We start from the raw sequence: 24345 nt of genomic DNA, 5'->3' as shown, positions 1-24345 counted from the left end.
TAGGGTTCGCGATCCACCGTCCCTCCGGCCCGGCAGCGACATATTTATCACACCTTGGACGGCCGCCCGGATCGTCACGAAAGTGAAACACTCCCATCACCCACTCGTCACGGAGGCTGGCTACCGGACGCCCCGAAGGCTCGCGAGCGGCGGGCTGGAAAAAAGGGGTTATTCATGAACACGAAGCTCAACCTGCTCGCCGGAGCGGGTATCGGCATCGCGCTTGTTGTTGCTGGCGCCACGCCGGCCGCTGCTGCCACCAAGAAGAAGGTCGTTCATCATGCGGCCCCGAAGGCCGACAAGCGTGACGCCGAGATCGAGGCGCTTCGCCAGCAGATTCAGGCGCTGACCCAGCGTCTCGACAGCACCGAGCAGAGCCAGGCCCAGACCACCGCCGCCATCAGCGCCGCGCAGACGCAGGCCGCTTCGGCCGCCACCGCCGCGCAGGCCGCCCAGACGCAGGCCGCCGCCGCGCAGGCCGCCGTGCCGACCGAGGTGAAGACCGCGCTCGCCAAGCAGCCGAAGCCGAAGAATGCGTGGGCCAACGACACCACCATCTCGGGCCGCATGTACTTCAACTTCTCGAACATCGATCAGAAGTCGAACGGCGTGAAGCAGGCCGGCAACGGCACCGGCTTCAACATCAAGCGCTTCTACCTCGGCGTCGACCACACGTTCGACAGCACCTTCTCGGCCAACCTGACGATGGACGCGTCCAACGTCGTCGGCCAGACCTCGAACGGCAACTTCAACTCGTCGGCGGCACCGGGCCTCGTCGGCCGCGGCTTCTACATCAAGAAGGCCTATCTCCAGGCGAAGCTGAACCCGGCCTTCATCATCCGCGTCGGCTCGGCCGATCTGCCGTGGGTGCCCTATGCTGAAAACCAGTATGGCTACCGCCACATCGAAAACACGCTGATCGATCGCATCAGCTTCGGCACCTCGGCCGACTGGGGTGTCCACGTCCTCGGCGATCTCGCCGGCGGCCTGCTGAGCTACCAGGTCTCGGTCGTCGACGGCGGCGGTTACCGCAACGTCAAGGTCACCAACTCGGTCGACGTCGAAGGCCGTATCTCGGCGCAGTACAAGGGCGCCTACGCTGCCATCGGCGGCTACACCGGCAAGCGCGGCAGCGACGTGGAGGGCAGCACCACCCACCACACCGCGCAGCGCGGCGACGCCCTGATCGGCTACAAGAACAAGCTGTTCAACATCGGCGGCGAATATTTCTACGCCAAGAACTGGAACAGCGTTGCCTCGGTGACGCAGGACAAGGCCGAGGGCTACTCGGTGTTCGGCAACGTGAACTTCGCTCCGAAGTTCAGCGTGTTCGGCCGCTACGACTGGGTCCGCCCGAACAAGCTGGGCACCGCCGCGTCGCAGAGCACCAACACCCGCGACCACTATTACAACATGGGTATCCAGTACGAGCCGACCAAGATCGTCGACCTCGCCATCGTCTACAAGCGCGACTCGGTCGACAACGGCACCATCTCCACGCAGAACGGCACGATCGGTGGCGCCAACCCGGCGGCGACCCCGCTGCTCGGCGGCCATGGCACCTACAACGAGATCGGCGTCTTCGGCCAGTTCCGCTTCTAATCCCCCGGGGACGCGCCCGCCGGACCGCACCGGTGGCGTTCTCCCTTCCTTTCGGCCCGTCGCTTCGTGCGGCGGGCCTCTTTTTTTGACCATCGGATCATCGGAGCCGACTGGTCAGATCGATATTTCCCGGTAGATTTCCCTTGCCCGAAAGCCCATAGGCCGCCGGCTTCGCGATTCCGCGATGCAGCAAAGACGCCATCGATCCTATGCAGCAAGCCTTCGCCTCTCCAAGCCCCGCCAGCGGCCATGACGACCATCCGGGCGTCCATGCCGGCCATGGCAGCGGCAAGCTCGTGCCGCTCGCCGTCGGCGCGATCGGCGTGGTGTTCGGCGATATCGGCACCTCGCCGCTCTATTCGCTGAAGGAGAGCTTCGCGGGGCCGCATCCGCTGGCGATCGACCGGCCGCACATCTTCGGTGTGCTGAGCCTGATCTTCTGGACGATGACGCTGGTCGTGACGATCAAGTACGTCCTCGTCACCATGCGCGCCGACAATGACGGCGAAGGCGGCAGCCTCGCGCTGCTCGCGCTCATCGTGCGCAACCGCGGCACCGGCAAGTGGACGCGCGGCATCGTGCTGCTCGGTGTGCTGGCGACGGCACTCTTCTACGGCGACGCGATCATCACGCCGGCGATCTCGGTGCTCTCCGCGGTCGAGGGCCTGGAGGTGGTCGGCAACGGCTTCGAGGCCTTCGTGGTGCCCGTCTCGCTGGTGATCCTGATCGGGCTGTTCCTGATCCAGTCGCGGGGCACGGCCAAGGTCGGCCGCATCTTCGGGCCGATCATGCTGTTCTATTTCCTCGTGATCGGCGCGATGGGGCTTAGCGGCATCGTCCGCGATCCCCGCATCCTCGGCGCGATCAACCCGTGGTGGGCGCTCAACTTCTTCCTGCTCGATCCGAAGCTCGCTTTCCTGGCGCTGGGCTCGGTGGTGCTCGCGGTCACGGGGGCCGAGGCGCTCTATGCCGATATGGGCCATTTCGGCCGCAAGTCGATCAGCGTGGCGTGGCTGTATGTGGCCTTCCCCTGCCTGCTGCTCAACTATCTCGGCCAGTGCGCCCTGCTGCTCGACGATCCGAGCGCGATCGACAATCCCTTCTTCCGCATGGCGCCGGATTGGGCGCGCCTGCCGCTGGTCGGCCTCGCCACCATCGCCACCGTGATCGCGTCGCAGGCCGTCATCACCGGCGCTTATTCGGTGACGCAGCAGGCGGTGCAACTCGGCTTCCTGCCGCGCCTCAAGATCAGCCACACCAGCGCCACCGCGCAGGGACAGATCTATATCCCGCTGGTCAACTGGCTGCTGCTCGCCTTCGTGATCCTGCTGGTGCTGGGCTTCCGCAATTCGGGCAGCCTCGCCTCGGCCTATGGCATCGCCGTCACCGGCACGATGGTCATCACCAGCTCCATGCTGGGCGTACTGGTGCTCACCATCTGGAAGTGGAACCGTTGGGCGGCCAGCCTTCTCATCGGCGCCTTCCTGATCGTCGACGGTGCCTATTTCGCTTCCAACCTCACCAAGATTCCGGATGGCGGCTGGTTCCCGTTGCTGGTCGGCGCCTGCGCCTTCACCGCGCTCACCACCTGGGCGACGGGACGGCGGCTGCTTCGCGAGCGGCTGTTCGAGAGCGCGATGCCGCTCGACATCTTCATCAAGTCCGCGATCAAGTCGGTGAAGCGCGTGCCGGGCACGGCGGTTTTCCTCTCCGCCTCGATGGAGGGTGCGCCGCCCGCGCTGCTCCACAATCTGAAGCACAACAAGGTGCTGCACGAGCGCATCGTGATCCTGACGGTGAAGATCGTCGGCCAGCCGATCGTCGACGACAGCCGCCGCGTCGAGGTGAAGCAGCTCGGGCCGGACTTCTTCCGCATCATCCTGCGCTACGGCTTCATGCAGGAGATCGACGTGCCGGCGGCGCTCGCCCGCGCGCCCGATTGCGGCCCGCCCTTCCGCCTGATGGAGACGAGCTTCTTCCTCGGCCGCCAGACTCTGATCGCGGCGCAGCGGCCGGCGATGGCGCTGTGGCGCGAGGGGCTGTTCTCGTGGATGCTCCGCAACGCGGAAAGCGCGATGGAGTTCTTCAAGCTGCCACCCAACCGCGTGGTGGAGCTGGGCAGTCAGGTCGAGATCTGAGGCCTCAGGCGGCCCGGCGCGCCGCCGAGACGAGGCTTTCGTAGCGGGCGAACAGGTCCGCGAAATGGGCGTCGAGCGTGCGGGTGGCGGATGCCCTCGCCCGCGCCTCGGTGCCGAGGCGTTCCACTCCGCGATCGATGAAGCGCAGGATCGCCTGTGCCGCCGAGCCTGCATCGGCCGAGCGATAGACCTCGCCGCCGCTGTCCCTCGCCTGATCGGAGGCGCCGCCGCGATCGGGCGCGATCAGCGGCAGGCCCGAGGCCCGCGCCTCCGCCGCGACGAGGCAGAAGGTCTCCGCCTCGCAGCCATGGATCAGCGCGTCAGCGCTCGCCATCAGCCCTGCCAGCGCGGGCCGGTCATAGACCGGGGCGAGCAGCAACACGTGCGGGTTCTCGCCGACATGGCGGACGACCTTGGCCCGCTCCCGCCCATCGCCGACCAGCACGAGGCCGACCGGCCGCTCATAGCCGGCGGCCATGCAGGCATCGACCACCATCGGCCAGCGCTTCTCGGGCGCGTGCCGGCCGATACCGAGCAGCAGCGTGGCGTCAGGGCCAAGCCCGCAACGCTCCAGCAGGCGCGCGCGCAACGCCGGATCGCGCCGCTCGGGCGAGAACTCGCCGGGCGTGATGCCGAGCGGGTTGGTCACGACATGGCGGAGGCCGCCCTCGGCGAGCCGCTCCGCGAGGCTGCGGCTGGGGCTCACCACGAGGTCGTAGCGCGCGTCGAGACGGCGGAGGTGCCGCCAGAACCAGTCGAAGCCGCGATCGATCGCCTCGCGGCTCGCGACCTGCCCGAACCAGCGATAGGCATAGGCCGCCAGCGGATCGGCGTGCATCATCAGCGCGCGCGGCGCCGAGCCCCGCCAGCTCGCCACCGCCTCCGCCGTCCGCCAGGGGGAGGAGGCCTCCACCATGTCGGGGCGCAGCCGGTCGAGCGCGGCGTGGATCATCTCCTGGTCGGGGAAATAGCGATAGGCGCGGTCGAACGGGAAACGCGGCGCCGCCAGATATTCGATGCGGGCATGAGGGCCGCGTATCTCGGTGCGGTCCTCCTTGCCGGGGGCCACGACGATGATCTCATGGCCATGCGCGGGGCCGGCGGCGAGCTTGCGGTCGATGTAGGTCTTCACGCCGCCGCCGCGCGGGGCGTAGAAGGCGCAGACGTCGACGATCCGCATGTCAGGCGAAGCTCGCGCGGCGGCGGGCGGTCTCCGCCAGCTCGGTCGCGCCCAGCGTCACGCCGACGACAAGGTGCGTGACGAGGAACAAGCTCGCCATCAGCGCCATCGCGTCCGCCGCCGCCGCGTCGCGGCCGATCAGGAAGAGCGCGAGGCCGGCGAACACCAGTTCCTTGTTGGGGATGAGCGGCAGGCGGCTCACCAGCAGGCGCAACGTCGCCAGCATCACCCACGACGACAGCGGCACCGCCGGCAGCAGCATGTGCCACATCGCGCCGAGCAGCAGCGTGCCGCCGACGATGCGCGCCAGATGCAGCGCGGAGATGAACCACAGCTCCGTGCGGGGCAGGCTGAACAGCCGCCGCCGGAACAGCATCACGGCCAGCGAGGTGACGATCACGACGCCGATCGATCCGGACAGCGCCTGCACGTGCAGCCCCGCCGGAAGCTGGGCGAGCAACGGCCAGCCGATCGCCAGCGCCACCACCGTCGTCAGGTTGCCGAGCATGGCGGAGAGGATGGTGACATCCTTGATCGCGCCGAAGGGGGCCGCCACGAACTCCGAATGGCGGCGCGCCCAGCCGTAGAAATAGACCTCGCCGATATAGCCGAGCAGGATCTCGTTGCCCACCTGCTTGCGCATCAGCGGCAGGATCGCGCTGCCGGGCAGCCTCCACAGCCGATGGAAGATGACCCACTCGCTCAGCGGCTGCGCCATATAGGCGGTCGCGAACAGCAGCCAGAAGAGCGGGTTGGCCGGCAGCATGGCCCATATCCTACCAAAATCGACGCCGCCGATCTTGAAAAGAACGCCGCCCACGATGGTGAGCGACAACAGCGGGCCGAGCCATTGGCGCCAGCGCGGCGCACCGGCGGCCAGCGCCTCCAGCTCCGGCGTCGGGGTCTGCCCGTCCTCGCCGATCCAGCCGTCGAGGAGCTGGTGTTCGGCCTCCAGCACGAGGCCTTCGGGAGCACTCATCTTCAAGCGTCGGCCCTCGTCAACAGATCGGCATAGCGCCCGACCCGACGATGCCGCACAGCCGCGGACAGGCTGGCATCGATGCTATCGAGCAATGATGTGACGGTTGTGTCACCGGGATGGACGGCGATGCGCAGCGTTTTCAGCGGCCGCAGCGCCGTGCGCGCGAGAGCGGCAAAGGCCAGCGAGCTGCGGATGCGCGCGCGGCTGCGGCTCGCCCAGGTGACCACCGGCCCCTTCGCCAGCACCGCCCCGTCGGACGGGCGCCAGACGCGCATATGGTCCTCCGCCATGGCGAAGCCCGCATCGCCCAGCGCCTCACGCGCGCCGGGGCCGTAGAGCCAGGCCGGCGCGATGAAGCCCGCCGTCGGGCGGCCGATGATATCCTCGATCAGCGCGCGGCCGTCCTGCATCCGGCGCAGCGCCTCAGGCTTCGAGAGGCCGAGGAACTCGCCCTCCCCCGCCGTCATATGCTTCGCCTTGAAGCCCGCGGCCCCGCTGTGGCTGCCGCCGTCCTTGTGAAACCAACCGTGCACGAACATCTCGACGCCGTGGCTCGCCCATTCCCGCAGCTTGGCCTGGAAGGCGCGCGCCTCGCCGAGCGGCGCTTCGCCCCAATGGTTGGGCACCACCAGCATCGCGAAGCGCGGGCCGCCGAGATGGCGCGACAGCCGATCCGCCAGCGCGTCCACCTGCGCCTCGAAACGCGGACCGACATCGTGGATCGACGCCAGCAACGTCCGCTCCCCGGAGCGGACGGTTGCGGAATCGGCATAGGATCGGCTGTTCAGATCGGACACTCTCGACACCCAGGTTGCGCGTCTCACACGACTGCGCCCCTCGACGCGCCACACCATTCGGCGCCTGTTCATGGCGGAATTACCATCCCCGCCAGATCGCGCCAAATGAAGCTACCGTAATGCGCTGGAAGGGCATTTCGATGACAGGGACGCTTGCCAAGCGCGCGCCGCTGGTGTTGAGCATGACGCCAAGGGGAAGCGCAGCTCACGGGAAGACCATCTTGTACCGTCGCCTAGTCGCTTGCCTTCTGGCTACCACCCTGCTCGCCGGCTGCGATCTCGCGCCGCATTACAAGCGGCCGACGCCGGCCGTGCCGTCCGCCTTTCCGCAGGGGCCGGCCTATCCCGCCACCAGCGCCACGGCGGCCGACGCCGCCGCGATCGGCTGGCGCAGCTTCTTCACGGACGAGCGGCTGCGGCAGGTGATCGCGCAGGGCCTCGCCAACAATCAGGATCTCCAGCTCGCGGCCGCCCATGTGCTCCAGGCGCGCGCCCAGTATCGCGTCCAGCGCGCCGACCTGCTGCCCACGGTCGACGCGATGGGCACGGCCAGCATCCGCCACAGCGGATCGAACGGGGCCAGCGTCGGCTCCAGCTCCAGCGGCCCGCACGACACCGGCGGCACGACCAAGAGCTATGCCGCCGACCTCGGCATCTCGTCGTTCGAACTCGACCTGTTCGGGCGCGTGCGCAACCTCACCAAGGCGGCACGCGAGCAATATTTCGCCACGCAGGCGGCGCAGGACGCGACGCGCATCAGCCTGATCGCCGAGATCGCGTCCGCATGGCTGACGCTCGGCTCCGATCAGGACCAGCTCGCCCTGTCGCGGCAGACGCTGGCGAGCTTCCAGCAGTCGGTGGACCTCACCCGCGCGCAGTTCGAGAAGGGCGTCGCCTCCGAACTCGACCTCCAGCAGGCCGAGACGAACCTTCAGGACGCCCGCTACGACGTCGCCCAGCTCACCACCCAGATCGCGCAGGATCAGAATGCGCTCAACCTGCTGGTCGGCGCCACCGTGCCCCCCGAGCAGCTTCCGAGCGGCCTCGGCACCGCCGACTTCACGCTGGCCGACCTGCCGGCGGGCGTCAGCTCGGACGTGCTGCTGAAACGTCCCGACGTGATCGAAGCGGAGGATCAGCTCAAGGCCCAGAACGCCAATATCGGCGCGGCGCGGGCGGCCTTCTTCCCGACCATCTCGCTCACCGCCGCCGCCGGCTCGGCATCGAGCGCGCTGTCCGATCTGTTCACGGGCGGCACCTGGTCGTGGAATGCGAGCGGATCGAGCGCGCTCACCCTGTTCGACTTCGGACGCAACAAGGCGAACCTCCGCTACGCCGAGGCGAGCCGGGACGCGGCGGTCGCGACTTATCGCAAGTCGGTGCAGACCGCCTTCCGCGAGGTTTCCGATGCGCTGGCCCAGCGCGGCACGATCGAGGAGCAGGTCTCGGCCCGCGCCGCCCGTGCCACGGCCGCCGATACGGCGGCGAAACTCTCGGAGGCGCGCTATCGTAACGGCATCGACAGCTTCCTGACCACGCTCGACGCGCAGCGGACGCTTTATTCGGCCCAGCAGGCGCTGGTGACGACGCGACTGGCGCGGCAGACCAACCTCGTGACGCTCTACGGCGCGCTGGGCGGCGGGATCAGCTGATCCCCTTGGGGGGCGGCTTGATCGCCATGCCCCGCTGCACGGCGGGGCGGGCGCCGAGTTCGTCCATCCAGCGGGCGATGGCCGGCTTGTTCCGGAACGCGTCGGCCAGCACCTCCTTCTGGACGGTGGCGGCCCCCACCATCCACGGATAGGCGGCGATGTCGGCGATCGTATAGTCGTCGCCGGCGAGATAGCGCGCCTCGCCCAACCGCCGCTCCAGCACGCCGAGCAGCCGCTCGGCCTCCTCCGTGAAGCGATGGATGGCGAGCGGCGCCTTCTCCTTGGAGCGCACCGCGAAGAAGCCGAGCTGGCCCAGCATCGGGCCGAGGCCGCCGACCTGCCAATACAGCCACTCCATCGCCTTCCAGCGGGCATGGCCGTGGGGAGCCAGGAAGCGGCCATGCTTGTCGGCGAGATAGGTCAGGATCGCGCCGCTCTCGAAGATGGAGAGCGGGCCGTCTTCCGCGCCATAATCGACCAGCGCGGGAATCTTGTTGTTGGGCGCGATCGCCAGGAAATCCGGCTCGAACTGCTCGTTCTTCGAAATGTCGACGAAATGGATCTCGTAAGCGAGGCCCAGCTCTTCGAGCAGGATCGGCACCTTGCGGCCGTTGGGCGTGGTCCAGCTGTGCAGAACGAGCATCGAGACCTCCCATGACGATCGCCGGGCGACCATGCCGCCCGGCGATCCCGTAACGGCTGTCAGCCTTCCATGGCCTCCAGCTCCAGGCCCTTCGTCTCATGGACCATCTTCACCACGAAGACGATCGAGAGCAGCGCGAAGAACGCATAGAGGGCATAGGCGCTGGTCAGGCCCGCCTTCTGGAGCAGGATCGGGAAGGTCAGCGTGATGATGAAGTTGGCCGTCCACTGGAACAGGCCGCTCACCGCCAGACCGGCGCCGCGGATCTGGTTGGGGAACATCTCGCCTAGCATCACCCACATCACCGGGCCCCAGCTCAGGTTGAACAGCGCCGCGTAGGCCAGCGCGCTCACCAGCGCGAAGATGCCCATGCCGTGCGACAGGACCAGCTTGCCCGCCGGATCAAGGCCGCCGGTCGAGAAGGCATAGGCGACGGCGGCCAGCGTGATGGTCATGCCGATCGAGCCGATCAGCAGCAGCGGCTTGCGGCCGATCTTGTCGATCACGCCGGTCGCGAGCAGGCAGGCGAGGATCGAGAGCGAGCCGTTGACGACGTTGATCTTGAGCGAATCCGCCTCCGAGAAGCCGACCGCCTGCCACAGCACCGCGCCATAATAGAACACGACGTTGATGCCGACGAACTGCTGGAAGGTGGCGAGGCCGATGCCCGTCCACACGATCTTGCGGATCTTGCCCGTGTTCTTGTCGATCAGGTCGGCGAAGCGCGGACGGTGATCGTGGTTCAGCGAGGCGTCGATCTCGGTAAGCTTGGCTTCGGCGGCCTCGGCGCCCATCAGGCGGGTCAGCACGCCGAGCGCAACGTCACGGCGGCCCTTGGCGACGAGGAAGCGCGGGCTTTCCGGGATCGAGAGCAGCGCGAAGAAGAAGATCGTCGACGGGATGGTCTGCATCCAGAACATCCAGCGCCACGCCTCATAGCCGCCCCAGAAGGGAGCGGTCGACGAACCCGCGACCTGCGCCAGGATATAGTTGGAGAAGAAGGCGCCAGTCAGGCCGATGATGATCATGATCTGCTGGATCGAGGCGAGGCGTCCGCGCGTCGCGGCCGGCGTCACTTCGGAGATGTAGGCCGGCGACAGCACCGAGGCCGCGCCCACCGCGAAGCCGCCGATGATGCGGGCGACCACGAACATCGCCGAACCCGAAGCCGCGCCGGCGCCAAGCGCGCTCACCACGAACATCAGCGCCGCGAGCAGCAGGATGGCGCGGCGGCCGAACACGTCGGCCAGGCGGCCCGCCGCGAAGGCACCCAATGCCGAGCCGAGGAGAACGGAGGCGACGTTGAAGCCCGTGCCCGCGCTGTCGGTATGGAACGCCTGCTGAAGGCCCTCGACGGTGCCGTTGATAACACCGCTGTCAAAACCGAACAGAAAGCCGCCGATCGTCGCCACCCCGCTGATGAGGACGATGAAACCCATATTGTTGCTTGCGCCTGCGCGCATTCCGCCTCTCCCGTTCTCGCGTCCACGCCCGTCGTGCCGCATGATCGCGGGCGGACGCTTCCGCTAGCGCGACGAGGCGTTGCGTAACAGATGCCCAGCGCGGTGCAAATCCGCATTGCGGGACGGCCTGTCTCTGACCATAAATTATAAGATCATTTTAGATAACGGGGAGAGACGGATGCGGAAGCTGGCCCGCCTGATGCTTGGCCTGATCGCCGGGACGAGCCTCGCCGGGGCGGCCTGCGCGGACGATGCGCCGGACCCCAATCGCCTCCCGCCGAGCCAGGAACCGGGCCGCACCGCCAACGGCCTCGCCCGGACGCCGCCGATGGGCTGGAACAGCTGGAACAAGTTTGCCTGCAAGGTGAACGAGCAGGTGATCCGCGACACCGCCGATTCGCTCGTCTCCAGCGGGATGAGGGACGCCGGCTACCAATATGTCGTGATCGACGATTGCTGGCAGGGCGCGCGCGATGCCCAAGGCTTCATCACCGCCGACGCCGGCCGCTTCCCCTCCGGGATCAAGGCGCTGGCGGATTATGTCCACTCGAAGGGGCTGAAGTTCGGCATCTATTCGGATGCGGGGCGGCTCACCTGCGGCGGGCGGCCGGGCAGCCAGGGCCACGAATATCAGGATGCCGCCACCTATGCGCGCTGGGGCGTCGACTATCTGAAGTACGACTGGTGCTCGACCGGCACGCGCAACGCTGAGGAGGCCTATGCGCTGATGGCCGACGCGCTACGCGCCACCGGGCGGCCGATCGTCTTCTCGATGTGCGAATGGGGGCAGAACAAGGCGTGGTTGTGGGCCGAGAAGATCGGCAATCTCTGGCGCACCACCGGCGACATCACCGACAAGTGGGACGGCACCGTCACCTATTCCAACGGCATGATGCGCATCGTCGACCAGAATGAGCCGCTGTGGCCCTATGCCGGCCCCGGCCACTGGAACGACCCGGACATGCTGGAGGTCGGCAATGGCGGCATGACCACCGAGGAATATCGCACCCATTTCTCGCTCTGGTCGATGATGGCCGCGCCGCTGATCGCGGGCAACGACGTGGCGCACATGACGCCCGAGATCCGCGCCATCCTCACCAACCGCGAGGTGATCGCGGTGGATCAGGATACGCTCGGCCGTCAGGGCCATCGCGTCGCGAAGGATGGTGACGGCGAGGTGTGGGCGAAGCCGCTGGCCGACGGCGGCCGCGCGCTGCTGTTGCTCAACCGCGGCGACAGCCCCCGGACGATTCGCGCCGACTGGTCGATGCTGGATCTGCCGCCTGCTCTCAAGCTCGCTGCGCGCGATGTGTGGGGGCATCGCGATCTGGGCCAGAAGGCGGGCTCTTACGCCGCTTCCGTGGCGCCTCACGCTGTCTCGATGGTCGTACTCCGCCCCTGAATCGACGAAAAGGCCTTGCGCTTGGCGCGAAAATCGCCATTTGCGGCCGATGCCCTTCTCCAGATTGCCTGCCACGCTTGCCGAGGCCCTGTCCGCGCGCGGCTATGCCGCCCCCACCGCCGTCCAGGCCGCCGTCATCGAGCCGGAGGCCGATGGCCGCGATCTGATCGTCTCGGCGCAGACGGGTTCGGGCAAGACCGTTGCCTTCGGCCTCGCCATGGCGGCGCAGATTCTGAACGAGAACGGCACGGCCGGCCCGTCGGGCGCGCCCAAGGTGCTGGTGATCGCGCCGACGCGCGAGCTGGCGCTTCAGGTCAGCCGCGAGCTGATGTGGCTCTATGGCAAGGCGGGCGCGTGGATCGCCACCTGCGTCGGCGGCATGGATGCCTCGCGTGAGCGGCGGAACCTCGCCAACGGCTCGCACATCGTCGTCGGCACGCCCGGCCGCCTGCGCGACCATCTCGAACGCGGCGCGCTCGACCTGTCGCAGCTCAAGGTCGCCGTGCTCGACGAGGCGGACGAGATGCTCGACATGGGCTTCCGCGAGGATCTCGAGGAGCTGCTCGACGCGACGCCCGAGGGCCGCCGCACGCTGCTCTTCTCGGCGACCATGCCCAAGCCGATCGTCGCGCTCGCCAAGCGCTACCAGAAGGATGCGCTGCGCATCTCGACCGTGAGCGAGGATCGCGGCCATGGCGACATCAGCTATCAGGCCGTGACGGTCGCCCCCGCCGACATCGAGAATGCGGTGGTCAACCTGCTGCGCCTCCACGAGCCGGACACCGCCATCCTGTTCTGCGCGACCCGCGACGCGGTGCGCCATCTCCACGCCAGCCTCGTCGATCGCGGCTTCTCGGCGGTGGCGCTGTCGGGCGAGCACAGCCAGTCCGAGCGCAACCAGGCGCTCCAGGCGCTGCGCGACAAGCGCGCCCGCGTCTGCGTCGCCACCGACGTGGCGGCGCGCGGCATCGATCTCCCGTCGCTCACCCTCGTCGTCCATGTCGAGCTGCCGCGCGACGCGGAAACGCTCCAGCACCGCTCGGGCCGCACCGGCCGCGCCGGCAAGAAGGGCATCGCCGCCCTCATCGTGCCCTATCCGCGCCGCAGGCGGGTCGACATGATGCTGAAGGGCGCGCGCATCCCGGCCGAGTGGATCTCCGCCCCGACGCCCGAGCAGGTCCACGCCGCCGACCGCGAGCGCCTGCTCGAAACGCTGCTCCAGCCGATCGAGACCGACGAGGAGGATCGCGCGATCGCCGAGCGCCTGATCGCCGAGCGCAGCGTCGAGGACATCGCCGCCGCCCTCGTCCGCGCCTATCGCGGGCGGATGCCGGCGCCCGAGTCGCTGATCGAGCAGTCCGACTCGCCGCCGCAGCGCCGCGAGCGCGCCGATCGCGTCGAAGGCGTGTGGTTCCAGATGAACATCGGCCGTCAGCAGAACGCCGATCCGCGCTGGCTGCTGCCGCTGCTCTGCCGCCGGGGCCACATCACCAAGCAGGAGGTGGGCGCGATCCGCATCGCTGCCGACCACACGATGTTCGAGATCGACCCCGCCGCCGCCCAGCGTTTCTCGGCCGCGCTCAAGCGCACCGCCGGGAATGACGAGGAAGGCGACGTGCTGATCGAGCCGGCCGCCGGTGGCCCGCCACCGCGCGGGCCTCGCGGTCCGGGTGGCCCGCATCGCCGTGGTCCGGGTGGTCCGGGCGCTCCCCGTCGCCCCGGCGGCAACGCCCGCCCGCCGCGCGCGCCCTACCGCCCGCGGGGATGATCCCGCGCATCCTCGTGGATGCCGACGCCTGCCCGGTGAAGGAGGAGATCTACAAGGTCGCCTTCCGCCGGGAAGTGCCGGTGACGCTCGTGGCCAACAGCTTCCTGCGCGTGCCGCCGCACCCGCTCCTCACACGCGAGACGGTGAGCGACGGCTTCGATGCGGCCGATGACCGGATCGCGGAACTGGCGGCGGCGGACGCGGTGGTGGTGACCGCCGACATCCTGCTCGCCGATCGCTGCCTGAAAGCGGGCGCCACCGTGATCGCACCCACCGGCAAGCCCTTCACGACCAGCTCGATCGGCGCGGCCATCGCGACCCGCGCGATCATGGCGGACCTGCGCGCCGGCGGAGACCAGCTCGGCGGGGCCGCGCCCTTCTCGAAGCAGGATCGCTCGCGCTTCCTCCAGTCGCTCGACGAGGCGCTGGTCCGGCTCTCGCGCTAGATCAGGCCGAGCCGCTCCCGCCGCGCCCAGCGCGCCATCATCAGCACAGCCACCGAGGCGAGGCCCGTCGCAAGGCCGATCCACACGCCAACGCCGCCCCAGCCGAAATGGAAGGCGAACAGGATCGCGGTGCCCAACCCCACGCCCCAATAGCCGAATGCGGCGAAGAGCATCGGCACGGCGGTATCGTGGATGCCGCGCAACATGCCTGCACCGACGGCCTGCGCCCCGTCGACGATCTGGAACAGCGCCGCCACCGTCAGGAACGCCACCGCCAGCCCCACGACATGCGCGTTGGCGGGGTTGTGCACGTCGAGGAACAGCCCGACGAGGAAACGCGGCGCCAGCAGCATCATCGAGGCCAGACAGATCATGAAGAGCATCGTCAGGCCGAACGCCGCCCAGCCGGCGCGTGCCACGCCCAGCCGGTCCTGCCGGCCATAGGCGATGCCGACACGCACCGTCGTCGCCTGTCCGATGCCGAGCGGCACCATGAAGCAGAGCGAGGCGATCTGGATGGCCACCGCGTGCGCCGCCAGCTCCGCCTCGCCGATCAGGCCCATCAGGAAGACGGCGGCGTTGAAGATCGTCACCTCCATGCCGAGCGTCACCGCGATCGGCAGGCCCAGCCGCCACACCTCGATGAAACGCGGCCAGTCGGCGTGCCAGAAATGGCCGAACAGGTGATAGCGGCGGAACAGGCGATGGCGCATCACCACGATCGCCAGCCCGCCGAACATGATCGTGTTGGAGATGGTGCTTCCCAGCCCCGCGCCGAACAGGCCCCATTGGGGAAGCCCGAAGCGGCCGAAGATCAGCCCGTAATTGATGATCGCATTGGAGATCACCGCGAATGCGCCGACTGCAAAGGCCCAGCCCGGCCGCTCCAGCGCCGAGACGAAGGACTTGAGCACCTGATAGCCGAACAGCGGCAGCATCCCGAACATCATCGGCCGGACGAGCTGCTGCGCCATGTGCGACAGCTCCGGGTCCTGCCGGAACAGATGCAGGATCGCCTCGGCGTGCCAGAGCAGCAGCCAGATCGGGATCACCACCGCCACCGCCGTCCACAAGGCCTGCCGCACCGTGCGGCGGACATCGCGGACATTGTGCGCGCGCTGCCCGAGCGCGCGGGCGACCATCGGCGAGGCGGCGATCATCAGCCCGACGCCGAAGATCATGCAGGCGTTGAACAGATTGACGCCGAGCGCGCCCGCGGCGAGCGCCTTCGGCCCGACCCAGCCGAGCAGCACCACGTCGGTCGCCGGGATCAGCGCCTGTGCGAGGTTGGTCAGCACGAGGGGATAAGCGAGCGCCACCGTCGCCTTCGCTTCCCTGCGCCACCAATGCTCTTTGGCCTGCATCCCCGTCATGCCCCCCGCCTGTCCGAGCGGGGCGGCTTTGGCAAGGCCTATCGGCCGCTCACGAACCCCGCGATCGCGTCCACCACGCCCGGCGCGAGCGGCAGCGAGGGATCGGCGTAGGTCGCGACATTGGCGTCGCGCGCATCGCTGGCGACCGTCTTCAGCACATGGTTCGTATCGGACAGCAGCACCAGCTTCGCGGCGGGATGCGCCTGTTTGAGCGCCTGCGCATCCGCCACCGGGACCTGAATGTCCCGCTCGCCCTGCACAATCAGCACCGGCCCCTTATAGGCGGCGGCGAGCTTGGCCGGATCGATCGCCATCGCGTCGATGAGGTAGCCCTGCACGCGCGGATCGAAGAGCGACCGGATGACCGGAGGCATCCCCGACACATCCACCTTCCGCCCCGCCTCCAGCGTATCGATCGCGCTGTCGGCCTGCCGGAGGAGCGAGGCGTCCGGCAGGCCGGCATGGAGCTGCGCGCGCAATGCTTCGCCGAGGCGCCGCCCCGGAGCGGAAACCAGCAACAGGCCGCAAATGCCGGTGGCGGATTGCGCGGCCTCCAGGGCGACCGTGCCGCCCTCGCTATGGCCGAGCAGCCACAGGCACGGCGCGCCCATCTTCGCCCGGATCGTTTGGACCCACGCCTTCGTATCGGTCGCATAATCCTGCATCGTGACGGCATTGCCGTCCGCGACCGCCCCCGCGCTGCCGCCAAGGCCGCGCTTGTCGATCCGCACCGAGGCGATGCCGCGCGCCGCCAGCCCCTCGGCCAGCAGGCGATAGGTCGAGGCCTTGATGCCGAGCGGGCTATTCCCGTCCCGATCGGTCGGCCCCGAGCCGGGGAGGATCAGCACCACCGGCGCGCCCTTCCCTTCCGGCGCCAGCATCGTGCCTTTGAGCGGCCCCTGCGGACCCGGCGCCTCGATGAAACTCTCGATCGGCACGGCCTGCGCCATGGCGGGGGACATCAACAGCAGCGACGCAACGACAAAGCGCTTCATCCGGCAACTCCATGACGGCGAGCCATCGCCAACAGACGCCTACCCGCACGGAATCGCAACCCCACCGAAACGATTATTCGCGTGTGCGGCGAGGGCGCACAGAGCGGAAGAGCTTATCTCGAAACATCAAACCGTTGCACGGATTCCGCACCGCCATGAATTTCCCCCCATTACCCATTTGTCACTTCCCATTGAATGTCATGTTACACTATCTCACAGTCGATCCCCTCGGAGACCGACATGCCGCCGAAGTCGCTTCTGTTGCTGAGTGCCACCTCGCTTGCCCTCGTCACTTCCCCCGTCTTCGCGCAGGTCTCCACCGTCGCCCCCGCCGCCGACACCGGCAGCGATGCGGATTCGACGCCCGCCATCGTCGTTACCGGCCAGCGGCTCGATGCCGCGCGCGCGGCGATCCAGCCCTCGCTCGGCGCGACCGCTTACGGCGTGGACAATGCCACCATCCAGGCCCTGCCCGGCGGCGACAACCAGCAGCTCAACCAGCTCATCCTTCAGGTGCCCGGCGTGGTGCAGGACGGCTTCGGCCAGCTCCATGTCCGCGACGACCACAACGGCCTGCAATATCGCATCAACGGCACCATCCTGCCCGAAGGCCTCGCCGTCTTCGGCCAGACGCTGTCGCCGCGGCTCATCAACAGCTTCAACCTGCTGACCGGCGCGCTGCCCGCGCAATACGGCCTGCGCACCGCCGGCATCATCGACATCACCACCAAGACCGGCTTCCAGAACAAGGGCGACATCTCGCTCTACGGCGGCAGCCATGACTGGATCGAGCCGAGCGCCGAATATGGCGGCTCGGACGGGGCGACCAACTATTTCGTCTCGGGCAGCTATCGCCACAACGGCCTCGGCATCGAGAGCGTCGACGGCTCCTCCACCCCGCTCCACGACAAGACCGATCAGGTGAACGCCTTCACCTATGTGGATCATATCCTCGGCGACGGGGACCGGATCTCGTTTATCGGCGGCTTCTCGAACGACTATTTCCAGATCCCCAACCCGCGCGGGCTGCATCCCGATGCCGGCTGGGATGTCGGCGGCAAGACCGACTATCTCTCCGATGACCTGAACGAGCGGCAGCTCGAACGCACCGGCTTCGGCGCACTGTCCTGGCTGCACGATGCCGGGCCGCTGACGTGGCAGACCTCGCTCTACGCCCGCTATTCCGAGCTGGTCTATCGCCCGGACATCACCGGCGAGCTGCTCTTCAACGGGCAGGCGCAGCAGGCGAAGAAGCAGGACTTCACCGTCGGCCTGCAATCGGAGGCTGCCTACAAGCTCTCCGACCGTCACACGCTGCGCGCGGGCGTCATCATCAGCCGCGATCGCGGGACCAGCGACACCGACACCTTCGTCTTCCCCGTGGACGATACCGGCGCGCAGACCGGCCAGCCGATCGGCATCGTCGACAACAGCGGCAAGACCGAGTGGACCGAGAGCGTCTATCTCCAGGACGAGTGGAAGGTTCTGCCCGCCGTCACGCTCAACTTCGGCGGCCGCTACGACCATTATTGCGGCTTCCGCTGCGAGCAGCAGTTCAGCCCGCGCGTCAACGCGGTGTGGGAAGCGGGCCATGGCACAACGCTCCACGCCGGCTATGCCCGCTATTTCTCGCCGCCGCCGTTCGAGAATGTCGCCACCACCAGCATCGCCAGGTTCGCCGGCACCAGCGCCGCCGCGCCCGACGGCGCGCTCAACACCACGCCCTTCGCCGAGCGGCAGAATTATTTCGATGTCGGCGCCCAGCAGAAGCTCGGCCCCGTGACGATCAGCATCGACGGCTATTACCGCACGTCGAAGAATCTCGTCGACGAGGGGCAGTTCGGCGCGCCGATCATCCTGACGCCCTTCAACTATCGCCGCGGCCGCATCCACGGCGTCGAGGGCAACATCACCTATCAGCACGGGCCGTGGCTCGTGTACGGCAACTTCGCTTATGCCAAGGCGCAGGGGAAGGACATCGTCTCCAGCCAGTTCAGCTTCTCGCCGGACGATCTCGCCTACATCCGGAACCACTATATCTATCTGGATCACGACCAGACCTACACGGCTTCGGCGGGCATCTCCTACAGCTTCCGCGACGGCTTTCTGGCGGGCACCAAGATCGGCGGCGACATGCTCTACGGATCAGGCCTGCGCACCGACGGCGCAGTGCCGAACGGCGATGCGCTGCCCGGCTACGCCCAGTTCAACCTGACCGCGAGCCACAAGTTCGAGACGCCGGGGATCGAGGTCCGCGTCGACGTCACCAACATCGGCGACCATAAGTACGAGATCCGCGACGGGTCCGGCATCGGCGTCGGCGCGCCGCAGTTCGGCCCGCGCCGGGGCGTGTTCGTCGGCATCACCAAGGATATCTGATCCTAGTGGGCGAGCAGCGCCTGCGTGGCGCCCTCCAGCTCGCCATGATCCAGCTCCACCGTCGCGCGCGGCACCGTCGCCAGCGCGCGGCGGTGCGGCCCGTGGAGCATGAAATGCTGCGTCAGCGCAGGCTGGCGCAGCAGATCGTGCAGCGCCGCCGTGACGCTGCCGGTCAGCACCACGCCGTTCCACGCGCCATAGGCCAGCACCATGTTACCCGCGAAATACCAGAGCGCCGCCGCGAAGCTCTCGACCGCGAGCCGCGCCGCGCGGTCGCCATGGCTCGCGGCGGAGCGCGCGATCTCCGCCGGCAGCGTGCCGCGCACCGCGCACCGCTCCTGCGTGGCATACCAGCGATAGAGCGCTGCCAGCCCGTCCGCCGACAGCAGCCGCTCGGCCGTCAGCGGCCGACGCCCGTCGTTGAGGCCGGCGAGCACCGGCGCGAGTTCGGCGCAACCGCCCATGAAATGGCAATGCCCAGCCTCGGTCGGCAGCACATGCGGCCGCCCGGCTCCGTCGCGCATGATGACGGCGACGCCGAGGCCGCTGCCGATGCCGATCAGGCAGGTCGTGCCCGTCTCGTCGAGCGCCGGCGCCGCTCCTTCGAGCGGGCGCAGCCGCGCCGCGCCGTTGGGCCTGGTAAGCGCCCAGGCGTTGGCGGCGAAATCGTTGAGGATCAGCGGCTCGGCCTGGAGCATGGCGCGCAGGCCCGAGCGGGAGATGAACCAGCGGCTGTTGGTGATCGCGATCGTCTCGCCCACCGGAGCGCCGGACACGGCGATGGCGCAGCGGCGCGGCAGGCGCGGCAGGCGATGCGCCTGCCCGAAAGCGGCAAGCGCGCCAGCGATCGTGCTCTGCTCGCCGGGACTGTAGGAGCAGATGGTGTCGCGGCGCAGCCGTCCCTCGCCGTCGGTCAGCCCCAGCCGCACCGCCCGGCGCCCGACATCGCCGACGATGGCGAGCCGGCTCTCGTCATCGACAAACCCGTACATGGCAATCCTCTCGTCACTCTATGTTCTTGCGGCGCACCCTAGGCCAGCGGGCCTTGCCGGGGCGTAAAGAACGCGAGAGGAAGCAGAATGGGCCCTTCCAGGCGGCGGAAGGGAGCGCTGGGACGCCGAAACGCAAAGGGCGGGGCGCAGCCTGATGCCGCGCCCCGCCCCTTTCGAGCCTAAGAGGCTCCCGCCGATTACGCCGCGAGCTTGCGCAGCACGTAGGGCAGGATGCCGCCGTTGAGGAAGTACTCAAGCTCGTTGACGGTATCGATCCGGCAACGGGTCTCGAAGGTCTCCTTCGAGCCGTCAGCGCGGGTCAGCTCCACCGTCACGGTCTGGCGCGGGCGCAGGCTCGCGACGTTGCGGATGGTGAAGGTCTCGGTGCCGTCGAGCTTCAGCGTCTTGCGGTCGACGCCCTCGGCGAACTGGAGCGGCAGCACGCCCATGCCGACGAGGTTCGAGCGGTGGATGCGCTCGAAGCTCTCGGTGATGACCGCGCGGACGCCGAGCAGGTTGGTGCCCTTGGCCGCCCAGTCACGCGACGAGCCCGTGCCATATTCCTTGCCAGCCACCACGACGAGCGCCGTGCCGTCCGCCTTGTAGCGCATCGCGGCGTCGTAGATCGCCTCGACCTCGCCGGTGGGCACATACTTGGTCATGCCGCCTTCGATGCCGGGGACCATCTCGTTCTTGATGCGGATGTTGGCGAAGGTGCCCCGCATCATGACTTCATGGTTGCCGCGGCGCGAGCCGTAGCTGTTGAAGTCGGCGCGCGAGACCTGATGCTCGGTCAGGTAACGGCCCGCCGGGCTGTCCGCCTTGATCGAGCCGGCTGGCGAGATGTGGTCGGTGGTGATCGAGTCGGCGAAGATCGCGAGCGGGCGGGCATCAACGATGTCGACGACCGGCTTCGGCGCCATGCCCATGCCCTCGAAGTAAGGCGGGTTGGCGACGTAGGTCGACGAGGCGCTCCACGCATAGGTGTCCGAGCCGGTGACGTTGATCGCCTGCCACTTCGCGTCGCCCGAGAAGACATGGGCGTAGCGCGACGAGAACATCTCACGGTCGATGTTGGCGTCCATCAGCGCGCGGACTTCGGCGTTGGTCGGCCAGATGTCCTTGAGGAACACCGGCTGGCCGTCCTTCGACGTGCCGATCGGCGTGGTCGTGAAGTCCTCGGTGACGGTGCCCTTCAGCGCGTAGGCGACGACGAGCGGCGGCGACGCGAGGAAGTTGGCGCGCACGTCCGGCGAGACGCGGCCCTCGAAGTTGCGGTTGCCCGAGAGGACCGAGGCGGCGACGATGTCGTTGCCGTTGATCGCCTTCGAGATCGGCTCGGCGAGCGGACCCGAATTGCCGATGCAGGTGGTGCAGCCATAGCCGACGAGGTTGAAGCCGATCGCGTCCAGATCGGTCTGGAGACCCGACTTCTGGAGATAGTCGGTCACGACCTGCGAGCCGGGCGCGAGCGAGGTCTTCACCCACGGCTTCGGCTTCAGGCCGAGCGCGTTGGCCTTCTGCGCGACGAGGCCGGCGGCGACCAGCACCGACGGGTTCGACGTGTTGGTGCAGCTCGTGATCGCGGCGATGACGACGTCGCCGTCGCCGATGTCATGATCCTTGCCCTCGACGGCGACGCGCTTGGGCGCGTCATGCTTATAGACCTTGGCGAGATCGGCGTTGAAGGTGTCGTCCACCTCGGTCAGCACGACCTTGTCCTGCGGGCGCTTCGGGCCGGCGAGCGACGGCACGACGGTCGACATGTCGAGCTCGAGCGTGTCGGTGAACACCGGGTCCGCCATGTCGGCCGAGAGCCACAGGCCCTGCTTCTTGGCATAGGCTTCGGTCAGCGCGATCTGGTCCTCGTCGCGGCCGGTCAGGCGCATATAGTCGAGGGTCTTCTCGTCGATGCCGAAGAAGCCGCAGGTCGCGCCATATTCCGGCGCCATGTTGGCGAGCGTCGCGCGGTCGGCGAGGCTCAGCGAGGCGAGGCCCGGGCCGAAATATTCGACGAAGCGGCCGACCACGCCGCGGGCGCGCAGCATCTGGGTGCAGGTCAGCACGAGGTCGGTGGCGGTGATGCCTTCCTTCAGCTCGCCGGTCAGCTTGAAGCCGACGACTTCCGGGATCAGCATCGACACCGGCTGGCCGAGCATCGCGGCTTCCGCCTCGATGCCGCCCACGCCCCAGCCGAGCACGCCGAGGCCGTTCACCATCGTGGTGTGGCTGTCGGTGCCGACGCAGGTGTCGGGGTAGGCCACGGTCGTGCCGTCAGCGGCTTCGCTGGTCCACACCGCCTGCGCGATATGCTCGAGGTTCACCTGGTGGCAGATGCCCGTCCCCGGCGGCACCACCTTGAAATTGTCGAGCGCCTTGCTGCCCCACTTCAGGAACTCATAGCGCTCCGAGTTGCGCTGATATTCCAGCTCGACATTGTCCTCGAACGCCTTGGGCGTGCCGAACTCGTCGACCATCACCGAGTGATCGATGACGAGGTGCACGGGCACCTGCGGATTGATCTTCTGCGCGTCGCCGCCGAGGTGGTTCATCGCGTCGCGCATCGCGGCGAGGTCGACCACGCAGGGCACGCCGGTGAAGTCCTGCATCAGCACGCGCGCCGGGCGATACTGGATCTCGCGCTCGCTGGTCTTGTCGGCAAGCCACTGGACCATCGCCTTGATGTCGTCGACGGTGACGGTGGTGCCGTCCTCGAAGCGGAGCAGGTTTTCCAGCAGCACCTTCATCGAGAAGGGCAGACGGGACACGTCGCCGATCTGCGCGGCCGCCTTCTCCAGCGAGTAGAAGTGGACGGTCTTGCCCCCGACTTCCAGCGTGTCTCGGGTGGAGAGAGTGTCCTGTCCGATCGCGGTCATGGCGCGGTTCCTGTGTTGGGGAAGGGAAAGTCTGGCGAGGCCCTTAGCAAGGGGCTTATCCCGGGGAAAGGGCGCGATGGACCGTTACACCCCTCTCACCATGCAAAAATTGCAATCCCCGAACCATCCATCGAACCTGCGTTCAATGCAGCCCGCACCCGAACCGCCGACGAGAATTGGAAAGCGGGCGCGAACCGGCTATCAGCCGCGCGATCGGGGCGCGGCAGCCCCTCTCCTCAACAGCGGATGAATTCGATGAGCGACACTCCCCCCGACCGGCTTTCCGTCAACCCGCGCAGCCCGCTTTATGACGCGGAAGTCCTCCAGCGCGGCGTCGGCATCCGCTTCAACGGCGTCGAGAAGACCAATGTGGAGGAGTATTGCGTCTCCGAAGGCTGGATCAAGGTCGCGGCCGGCCGCTCGCTCGACCGCAAGGGCATGCCGATGACGCTGAAGCTCAAGGGCCAGGTCGAGCCTTATTACCAGACGCCGGCCGCCGGCGCCGAGGCCGAGGACAGCGCGGAGGGCTGAGGCCCGGTTCGCCAGCCTCCGCTTCCCATTGGCCAAGGGCGGGGAAGCGGAGGATGCGCCCTCTCTCCATGGGGCGATGACGCCCGCCCCGCCCGCCATTGCGGTGGGTCTTACTTTGCGCCTTTAGCGATCGGGGCCTGAGCCGGAGGCCGATGCGCATCATAGGCCGCCCGGCGTTTCTCCTGCTCGGCCAACGAGGGGACGCCAGCCACCGCCCGCAAGCCGTCCGTGACGAGCGCACGATCATAAGGCTCCTGCGTCGCGGGCGCATCCGGGGGAATGCGATACTGGGTGCCGAAAATCTGCGGCTCCTTCTTGCTCTGGAGATATCGGTCCAGACTGGCTGCCGCGATCCAGCTCGCCGAGCGATAACCCCGCGCCGCCGCTGCGACGGCCAGCACATGGGCCTTGAGGAAATCCGACGCATCTTCGCCATGCTGGAAGATAAAGGCGGCATGGTAGAAATCCGCCCCGCTATGCAGCGCGCCGGCGGCGATCAGCGCCTCCGCCCTCTTCCGCCGCGCTTCGTCGGCGGGCCTCACCACCGTCCAGTCGATCGACTGGCCCAGGGGAATGTTCCGGGCCGCCTGATCCTGATCGAACATCGCCGTCATCTCGGGATTGTCCGGCCAGTGCTCGACCAGCGCAATCTCTTCGCCGTTCGGCCAGCCGGACGACACGGTTTCGCTTGGCCGCGCCCGATCCAGCAACATCTCCGCGCCGGTGCCCTCAATCGCCAGAAGCAGTTGCCCGTCCGCCTGCTTCGTGAGGCGGTAGCGCGTTCCGTTTCCGCCCTCCGCCTGCCTCGCGATCTCCAACTGATCGGGAGCCTCCGACAACACGCGATAAGGGGCGCTCTCGATCTCCCCGCCCAGCTTGCCGACCATGCCGCCCGCATAGAGCCAGCTTCCCTTCGGCCGCCGGATCGTCACGCTCCAACCGCCGGCCTCCTTCGCGGAACCGCCCGTCTCCTTCACAGGACTGATGGAAACGATCTCATAGGTGCGATCGACGGTGCGCGCCGCCCATGTGCCCGACCAGTCCGCCGCCTCTACCGGCATGGCGAGGCCGAGCCCGGCCACCCACGGCAATACTCCCCAAACCCGTCGCCCCATCACTCCCTCCC

At 67.9% G+C, this 24345-nt stretch carries 18 protein-coding genes; 8 read left to right on the top strand and 10 right to left on the bottom strand.

Annotation, left to right across the window (positions count from 1 at the left end; translation table 11 throughout):
- The first annotated feature begins 174 nt into the window (after positions 1-174).
- Positions 175-1602 (top strand): porin, encoded by a 1428-nt coding sequence (locus ST3T6A_RS0102960; RefSeq protein WP_019831401.1) that lies wholly within the window; start codon positions 175-177, stop codon positions 1600-1602.
- Positions 1603-1811: 209 nt separating this feature from the next.
- Positions 1812-3740, top strand: coding sequence for a potassium transporter Kup (locus tag ST3T6A_RS0102955; protein WP_019831400.1), 1929 nt, complete (start codon positions 1812-1814; stop codon positions 3738-3740).
- A 4-nt stretch (positions 3741-3744) separates the two neighbouring features.
- Here the strand turns inward: ST3T6A_RS0102955 and ST3T6A_RS0102950 are convergent, their stop codons facing one another.
- The 3 genes from ST3T6A_RS0102950 to ST3T6A_RS0102940 are packed head-to-tail and all read right to left on the bottom strand — an operon-like array spanning position 3745 to position 6690.
- Positions 3745-4920: a glycosyltransferase gene (locus tag ST3T6A_RS0102950; RefSeq protein WP_019831399.1), complete on the bottom strand. Its 1176-nt coding sequence runs from the start codon at positions 4918-4920 to the stop codon at positions 3745-3747.
- A 1-nt stretch (position 4921) separates the two neighbouring features.
- Complete coding sequence (locus tag ST3T6A_RS0102945) at positions 4922-5899, bottom strand: hypothetical protein (protein WP_235785715.1); 978 nt, start codon at positions 5897-5899, stop codon at positions 4922-4924.
- 2 nt (positions 5900-5901) lie between these two features.
- Positions 5902-6690, bottom strand: coding sequence for a DUF2334 domain-containing protein (locus ST3T6A_RS0102940; protein ID WP_051103389.1), 789 nt, complete (start codon positions 6688-6690; stop codon positions 5902-5904).
- Positions 6691-6920: 230 nt separating this feature from the next.
- Between ST3T6A_RS0102940 and ST3T6A_RS0102935 the strand changes: the two genes are divergently transcribed.
- On the top strand, positions 6921-8351 hold the full coding sequence (locus ST3T6A_RS0102935) for an efflux transporter outer membrane subunit (protein WP_019831396.1): 1431 nt from the start codon (positions 6921-6923) through the stop codon (positions 8349-8351).
- Here the strand turns inward: ST3T6A_RS0102935 and ST3T6A_RS0102930 are convergent.
- Both ST3T6A_RS0102930 and ST3T6A_RS0102925 read right to left on the bottom strand, forming a co-directional pair.
- Entirely contained in the window at positions 8344-8994 is a 651-nt protein-coding gene (locus tag ST3T6A_RS0102930) for a glutathione S-transferase N-terminal domain-containing protein (protein ID WP_026359376.1), read from the bottom strand. The genes ST3T6A_RS0102935 and ST3T6A_RS0102930 overlap by 8 nt on opposite strands.
- A 59-nt stretch (positions 8995-9053) precedes the next feature.
- The gene (locus ST3T6A_RS0102925) at positions 9054-10457 is read right to left on the bottom strand and encodes a sugar porter family MFS transporter (protein WP_019831394.1); all 1404 of its coding nucleotides are present in this window, start codon (positions 10455-10457) and stop codon (positions 9054-9056) included.
- Positions 10458-10635: 178 nt separating this feature from the next.
- Between ST3T6A_RS0102925 and ST3T6A_RS0102920 the strand changes: the two genes are divergently transcribed.
- The 3 genes from ST3T6A_RS0102920 to ST3T6A_RS0102910 are packed head-to-tail and all read left to right on the top strand — an operon-like array spanning position 10636 to position 14073.
- The gene (locus tag ST3T6A_RS0102920) at positions 10636-11859 is read left to right on the top strand and encodes an alpha-galactosidase (protein WP_019831393.1); all 1224 of its coding nucleotides are present in this window, start codon (positions 10636-10638) and stop codon (positions 11857-11859) included.
- 49 nt (positions 11860-11908) lie between these two features.
- Positions 11909-13627 carry a DEAD/DEAH box helicase gene (locus ST3T6A_RS0102915; protein ID WP_026359375.1) on the top strand — a complete coding sequence of 573 codons (1719 nt, stop codon included), beginning with the start codon at positions 11909-11911 and terminating at the stop codon, positions 13625-13627.
- Entirely contained in the window at positions 13624-14073 is a 450-nt protein-coding gene (locus tag ST3T6A_RS0102910; protein WP_019831391.1) for a YaiI/YqxD family protein, read from the top strand. Before ST3T6A_RS0102915 ends, ST3T6A_RS0102910 begins: the two co-directional genes overlap by 4 nt.
- Here the strand turns inward: ST3T6A_RS0102910 and ST3T6A_RS0102905 are convergent.
- Both ST3T6A_RS0102905 and ST3T6A_RS0102900 read right to left on the bottom strand, forming a co-directional pair.
- A complete protein-coding gene (locus tag ST3T6A_RS0102905) occupies positions 14070-15446 on the bottom strand; it encodes an MATE family efflux transporter (RefSeq protein ID WP_019831390.1) in 1377 nt (458 codons plus the stop codon). The two genes, ST3T6A_RS0102910 and ST3T6A_RS0102905, sit on opposite strands and share 4 nt — an antisense overlap.
- 38 nt (positions 15447-15484) lie before the next feature.
- Complete coding sequence (locus ST3T6A_RS0102900; RefSeq protein WP_019831389.1) at positions 15485-16441, bottom strand: alpha/beta hydrolase; 957 nt, start codon at positions 16439-16441, stop codon at positions 15485-15487.
- Positions 16442-16681: 240 nt separating this feature from the next.
- On the opposite strand from ST3T6A_RS0102900, the gene ST3T6A_RS0102895 reads away from it, so the two are divergent.
- Complete coding sequence (locus tag ST3T6A_RS0102895) at positions 16682-18820, top strand: TonB-dependent receptor (protein WP_019831388.1); 2139 nt, start codon at positions 16682-16684, stop codon at positions 18818-18820.
- Positions 18821-18822: 2 nt separating this feature from the next.
- On the opposite strand, the gene ST3T6A_RS0102890 is transcribed toward ST3T6A_RS0102895, so the two are convergent.
- Together ST3T6A_RS0102890 and acnA are read right to left on the bottom strand one after the other, a co-directional pair.
- Entirely contained in the window at positions 18823-19812 is a 990-nt protein-coding gene (locus ST3T6A_RS0102890) for a glucokinase (RefSeq protein ID WP_019831387.1), read from the bottom strand.
- Between the two features lie 197 nt (positions 19813-20009).
- A complete protein-coding gene (gene acnA / locus ST3T6A_RS0102885) occupies positions 20010-22688 on the bottom strand; it encodes an aconitate hydratase AcnA (protein ID WP_019831386.1) in 2679 nt (892 codons plus the stop codon).
- A 255-nt stretch (positions 22689-22943) separates the two neighbouring features.
- On the opposite strand from acnA, the gene ST3T6A_RS0102880 reads away from it, so the two are divergent.
- Complete coding sequence (locus ST3T6A_RS0102880; protein WP_019831385.1) at positions 22944-23219, top strand: DUF3297 family protein; 276 nt, start codon at positions 22944-22946, stop codon at positions 23217-23219.
- Positions 23220-23329: 110 nt separating this feature from the next.
- Here ST3T6A_RS0102880 and ST3T6A_RS21745 read toward each other — a convergent pair whose 3' ends face one another.
- The gene (locus tag ST3T6A_RS21745) at positions 23330-24334 is read right to left on the bottom strand and encodes a hypothetical protein (RefSeq protein ID WP_193378610.1); all 1005 of its coding nucleotides are present in this window, start codon (positions 24332-24334) and stop codon (positions 23330-23332) included.
- Positions 24335-24345: the final 11 nt, after the last annotated feature.

The organism is Sphingomonas sp. PR090111-T3T-6A (genome assembly GCF_000383095.1).
Lineage (GTDB): Bacteria > Pseudomonadota > Alphaproteobacteria > Sphingomonadales > Sphingomonadaceae > Solisphingomonas.
This window is presented reverse-complemented; position numbering and strand designations above follow the sequence as displayed.

Excerpts from the sequence above, each read along its gene's own strand:
- ST3T6A_RS0102900 (WP_019831389.1), bottom strand. The coding sequence starts at position 16,441 with ATGAAGCGCTTTGTCGTTGCGTCGCTGCTGTTGATGTCCCCCGCCATG.
- ST3T6A_RS0102915 (WP_026359375.1), top strand. The coding sequence starts at position 11,909 with ATGCCCTTCTCCAGATTGCCTGCCACGCTTGCCGAGGCCCTGTCCGCG.
- ST3T6A_RS0102960 (WP_019831401.1), top strand. The coding sequence starts at position 175 with ATGAACACGAAGCTCAACCTGCTCGCCGGAGCGGGTATCGGCATCGCG.
- ST3T6A_RS0102950 (WP_019831399.1), bottom strand. The coding sequence starts at position 4,920 with ATGCGGATCGTCGACGTCTGCGCCTTCTACGCCCCGCGCGGCGGCGGC.
- ST3T6A_RS0102930 (WP_026359376.1), bottom strand. The coding sequence starts at position 8,994 with ATGCTCGTTCTGCACAGCTGGACCACGCCCAACGGCCGCAAGGTGCCG.
- ST3T6A_RS0102880 (WP_019831385.1), top strand. The coding sequence starts at position 22,944 with ATGAGCGACACTCCCCCCGACCGGCTTTCCGTCAACCCGCGCAGCCCG.
- ST3T6A_RS0102895 (WP_019831388.1), top strand. The coding sequence starts at position 16,682 with ATGCCGCCGAAGTCGCTTCTGTTGCTGAGTGCCACCTCGCTTGCCCTC.
- ST3T6A_RS0102910 (WP_019831391.1), top strand. The coding sequence starts at position 13,624 with ATGATCCCGCGCATCCTCGTGGATGCCGACGCCTGCCCGGTGAAGGAG.
- ST3T6A_RS0102945 (WP_235785715.1), bottom strand. The coding sequence starts at position 5,899 with ATGAGTGCTCCCGAAGGCCTCGTGCTGGAGGCCGAACACCAGCTCCTC.
- ST3T6A_RS0102955 (WP_019831400.1), top strand. The coding sequence starts at position 1,812 with ATGCAGCAAGCCTTCGCCTCTCCAAGCCCCGCCAGCGGCCATGACGAC.
- ST3T6A_RS0102890 (WP_019831387.1), bottom strand. The coding sequence starts at position 19,812 with ATGTACGGGTTTGTCGATGACGAGAGCCGGCTCGCCATCGTCGGCGAT.
- ST3T6A_RS0102920 (WP_019831393.1), top strand. The coding sequence starts at position 10,636 with ATGCGGAAGCTGGCCCGCCTGATGCTTGGCCTGATCGCCGGGACGAGC.
- ST3T6A_RS0102905 (WP_019831390.1), bottom strand. The coding sequence starts at position 15,446 with ATGACGGGGATGCAGGCCAAAGAGCATTGGTGGCGCAGGGAAGCGAAG.
- acnA (WP_019831386.1), bottom strand. The coding sequence starts at position 22,688 with ATGACCGCGATCGGACAGGACACTCTCTCCACCCGAGACACGCTGGAA.
- ST3T6A_RS21745 (WP_193378610.1), bottom strand. The coding sequence starts at position 24,334 with ATGGGGCGACGGGTTTGGGGAGTATTGCCGTGGGTGGCCGGGCTCGGC.
- ST3T6A_RS0102925 (WP_019831394.1), bottom strand. The coding sequence starts at position 10,457 with ATGCGCGCAGGCGCAAGCAACAATATGGGTTTCATCGTCCTCATCAGC.